The organism is Ruminococcus sp., assembly GCF_045129435.1.
Lineage (GTDB): Bacteria > Bacillota > Clostridia > Oscillospirales > Acutalibacteraceae > Ruminococcoides.
Genome location: NZ_JBGVJL010000126.1, coordinates 1 through 4,490, shown reverse-complemented (window position 1 = coordinate 4,490; position 4,490 = coordinate 1). Strand labels below are relative to the sequence as shown.

The 4,490-nt window shown below is 38.0% G+C and carries 4 protein-coding genes and 1 pseudogene; all 5 read left to right on the top strand.

Annotated features, from left to right (window positions below):
- A pseudogene (gene pstB, locus ACJMMI_RS06265) lies at positions 1 to 132 on the top strand (phosphate ABC transporter ATP-binding protein); the annotation flags it as partial.
- Positions 132 to 773, top strand: a complete 642-nt coding sequence (gene phoU / locus ACJMMI_RS06260) for a phosphate signaling complex protein PhoU (protein ID WP_405354349.1) — start codon at positions 132 to 134, stop codon at positions 771 to 773. The pseudogene pstB and the gene phoU, both read left to right, overlap by 1 nt.
- Before the next feature lie 99 nt (positions 774 to 872).
- Positions 873 to 1,544 carry a response regulator transcription factor gene (locus ACJMMI_RS06255; protein WP_405354348.1) on the top strand — a complete coding sequence of 224 codons (672 nt, stop codon included), beginning with the start codon at positions 873 to 875 and terminating at the stop codon, positions 1,542 to 1,544.
- A gap of 2 nt (positions 1,545 to 1,546) precedes the next feature.
- Complete coding sequence (locus ACJMMI_RS06250) at positions 1,547 to 3,217, top strand: ATP-binding protein (protein WP_405354347.1); 1,671 nt, start codon at positions 1,547 to 1,549, stop codon at positions 3,215 to 3,217.
- Between the two features lie 191 nt (positions 3,218 to 3,408).
- On the top strand, positions 3,409 to 4,490 hold a 1,082-nt coding region (locus ACJMMI_RS06245; RefSeq protein ID WP_405354346.1), incomplete at its 3' end, for a Na/Pi cotransporter family protein.

Here is a 4,490-nt window from a genome sequence, read left to right as displayed (position 1 = left end):
GCAATGAGAATTGCGGATAATACAGCATTTTTCCTGCTTGGCGAAATGATAGAATGTACAGATACTCCTACCTTGTTTTCTACTCCAAAGGATAAGCGTACAGAAGAATACATCACAGGAAGGTTCGGCTAATGAGAGAATATTTTGATTTAGAATTAAAAGCACTCAATGACAAACTCATTGAAATGGGAGCACTTGTTGAGAACGCTATTAAAAATACAATTACTATCATTACAAAAGGCGAATACGATAAGCTTGAGGATGCAAGAGTTATCGAAGAAAAAATCAATAAAATGGAAAGAGAGATTCAAAGCTATTGCTTAAATCTTCTTCTTTTGCAGTCACCGGTAGCAGGAGATTTGAGAACTGTTTCGGCAGCACTCAAAATGATTACCGACCTTGAGAGAATCGGAGATCAGGCTATTGATATTGCCGAAATGTCAACTTACCTGAAAGATTGTGAAAACATTTATTCAATGACTCATCTTTCAGAAATGGCAGAGCGTTCATCAAATATGGTGACAACAGCTATTGACGCTTTTGTTAAAAAGGACTTGAAGCTTGCAAAAACTGTAGCTACTATGGATGATGCTATTGATGACCTATTCAATAAGGTTAAGCAAGAGGTTGTTGATATTATCAATGTAAACAAAGAACTTGATCAGCAGGCTATTGATGTTTTGCTTATTGCAAAGTATTTTGAGAAAATCGGCGACCACGCTGAGAACATCGGTGAGTGGGTTGTGTTTTCCATTACAGGAAAGACAGTATAAGCTTTGCTGATTTTTGTTGCAAATCAGCACTATTGTGGTATAATTAGGTTTAAGGTAGGATATGTCTGCCTTAAATCTATGTCGGGGAGTTAGAAATTTATGTTAATTTATATTGTAGAAGACGATACAGACATCAGAGAGCTTGAAACCTATGCTCTTAAAAACAGCGGTTATGATGTGCAGAGCTTTGGAGAAAGCAAAAGCTTTTTTAAGGCTTGTGCCGACGTTAAGCCGCAGCTTGTTATTCTTGATGTTATGCTTCCCGACTTTGACGGTCTTTCTGTACTTGAAAAGATGAGGAAAGACAAGTCAACAAAACATATTCCTGTTATCCTTGTTACCGCAAAGTCAAGTGAAATGGACAAAGTTAAAGGTCTTGATATGGGTGCGGACGATTACCTTACAAAGCCTTTCTCGGTTCTTGAGCTTATTTCAAGAGTGCGTGCAATTTTAAGACGCTGTACGGTTGATGAAAAGCCTGAAACCGTTGAACTCGGCGGAATTGTGCTTGACGATTCAAAGCATATTGTTACTTCAAACGGTGAGCAATGCAACCTTACATATAAAGAGTACGAATTGCTCAAATATCTACTTAACAATAAAGGAATGGCTCTTACAAGAGAAAACATTATTATCAATGTGTGGGGATATGACTTTGAGGGCGAAAGCCGTACGGTTGATATGCACATTACCACACTTAGGCAGAAGCTTGGCGAATGTGGCAACCTTATAAAAACTGTTCGTAATGTTGGATACAAGGCAGGAGAATAACAATGAAGCTACGCAAAATTCTTTTAAAAAGATTTATAATCACCGCTGGTGTGTCTATTCTTTTAACGGCTGTTTTATCAACAGCCGCTTTCTGGTTTATATTTTCTTCATCTGAAAAAACAACTATAAAAAACTATGCGAATATTGTAACAAATCTTTATAACAAATCCCCAAGCTATGAACAGCTTCACGATTTAACCTCATCACGAATAAGAATAACCTTGCTTGACAGCAAAGGCAATGTGCTATTGGAGAGTGAGGACGGCGTTGACATTACAAAAATGGAAAACCACTCAAACCGTCCTGAATTTATAAAAGCCATGAAAAACGGTTATGGTGACGACAGCCGAATGTCGGAAACTATAGGCAGAGTTACATATTATTATGCCATAAAGACAGATAACGGAAATGTACTGCGTGTTTCTGAAAGTATGGAAAACGGATATTCTATATTTATGCATCTTGTTCCGATTTTGCTCGGAGTTGTAATTCTCATATTTATTTTCTGTTATTTACTTTCTATAAGGTCAACTAAAAAAATTATTGCACCTATCGAAAATTTAGAAAGCAATGTTGACGGTACTCAGTATGAAGAATTAAGTTCAATTTCACGCACTATTTCAAGTCAGCAGCAGCAGATTAGCAAGCAGGTATCACGCTTACAGCTTGAAAAAGACAGGATTGATACCCTTATACAAAATATGTCCGAGGGCTTTATAATGCTTGATATGGATAAAAATATGCTGATGTGCAACCACTCAGCCTCTAAATATCTTGGTACAGATTCAGAGGGTACTGTGGGTGAAAGTCTTATTTCATTCTCAAGAAACGAAATTTTGTGCGAATGTGTTGATAAAGCATTCAGCGGTGAACGCAGCAGTAATGAGGGCAGCATTAACGGCAGAATTTTGCAGATTATAGCAAGTCCGGTCTATTCAAACAGTGAGCAAAAGGGTGTAATCTGCCTTATCATTGATGTGTCGGCTAAGAGAAAGGCCGAGAAAATGAGAAGAGAATTTACAGCAAATGTTACCCACGAATTAAAAACACCGCTTACTTCTATTTCAGGATATGCCGAAATAATTGAAAGCGGAATCGTTGCACCGGAGGATATAGAAAGATTTGCAGGTAAAATTCATAAGGAATCAGGCAGATTGCTTTCCCTCATAGGTGATATTATAGAGCTTTCTGAGCTTGATGAAAATACAACACCTGTCAATTACGATAAGGTGGATTTGTGCGGACTTTCAAGAGAGGTTGCCGAGGATTTACATACAAATGCAAATAAGCACGATGTTGTAATAAAGGTTATTGCCGATGAAAAAATCCTTATAAACGGTAATCGCAACCAAATTTATGAGCTTGTGTATAACCTTTGTGACAATGCTATTCGTTACAATAAGAAGGGCGGCAGTGTTACGGTAACGGTAAAGCGTGAGGACGATAACGCAGTTTTATCTGTTGCCGACACAGGTATCGGTATTCCTCTAAAGCACCAAAAGCGAGTGTTTGAGCGTTTTTACAGAGTTGACAAGAGCCGTTCAAAGGAAACCGGCGGAACAGGTCTTGGTCTTGCCATTGTAAAGCATATTGCCGAAAGACACAACGGTACAATTACCTTAAAGAGCAACGAAAGTGGAACTACCTTTACATTTAAAGTAAAAGCATTGTAAAAATTCAAAATATACTTTTGTTGATATTTAATATTAATAATTCATACTCAGGCTGAGTCTTGTTTAAGTGTTACTTATATGCAAGGCTCAGCTTTGTTTGTGTAAAAAACTTTACATAGATTTTACAAATGCAAAATAAAACTTTGACCAAATACTAATATTATAGCATTTGAAAAGGAGAGTTTAGGGATATGGATATTTTTTCGATACTTCAGCTGCTGAGTGGCTTGGCACTCTTTTTGTATGGAATGAATACAATGGGTGACGGCCTTGAAAAGTTCTCAGGCGGTAAGCTTGAAAAAACTCTTGAAAAAATGACTAACAATACTTTCAAGGGCTTTTTGCTTGGTGCAGCCGTTACAGCGGTTATACAATCGTCGTCTGCTACTACCGTAATGGTGGTTGGCTTTGTAAACTCAGGTATTATGAAGCTGAGGCAGGCAATAGGAATTATTATGGGTGCTAATGTCGGCACAACAGTTACTGCGTGGATTTTAAGCCTTTCGGGTATTGAGGGCGACAGTGTATTTATGCAGCTGCTTAAACCGACATCTTTTTCTGCCGTTTTTGCCTTTATAGGCATTATTCTTATTATGTTTACAAAGAGTGACAGCAAGAAAAACCTTGCGTCAATTCTTTTAGGCTTTGCAATCTTAATGTTTGGTATGGATTCAATGAGTGCTGCTGTTAAGCCGCTTGCCAATGATCCAAACTTTGCAAGCTTACTCACAATTTTCAATAATCCTGTATTCGGCATCATTGCAGGTGCACTTCTTACAGCAATTATCCAGAGCTCAAGTGCTTCGGTCGGTATTTTACAGGCACTTTCAAAGACAGGTGCAATTACCTATTCAATGGCAATTCCTATTGTAATGGGTCAGAATATCGGTACTTGCGTAACTGCTTTGATTTCTTGTATCGGTGCTAAGAAAAACGCTAAGCGTGCCGCATTGGTACATCTCTACTTTAATATTATAGGTACACTTGTAATTTGTGCATTGTTCTATGGTTCAAATTTGATTTTCCAATATGGATTTCTTGATGATGTAGTTGCAGAAGCAGACATTGCAATCATTCACTCATTGTTTAATGTGTTTGCAACAGCTATGCTCCTTCCGTTTACCCGTCAACTTGAAAAGCTTGCTTGCCTTACAATTAAGGATACAGAAGAAGAGAGCGAAACACCGTTCCTTGATGAGCGTTTCCTCAATACACCGGCTCTTGCTACAGACCGTGCATTAAGTGTTACAGAAAAAATGGCAAGACTTTCAGA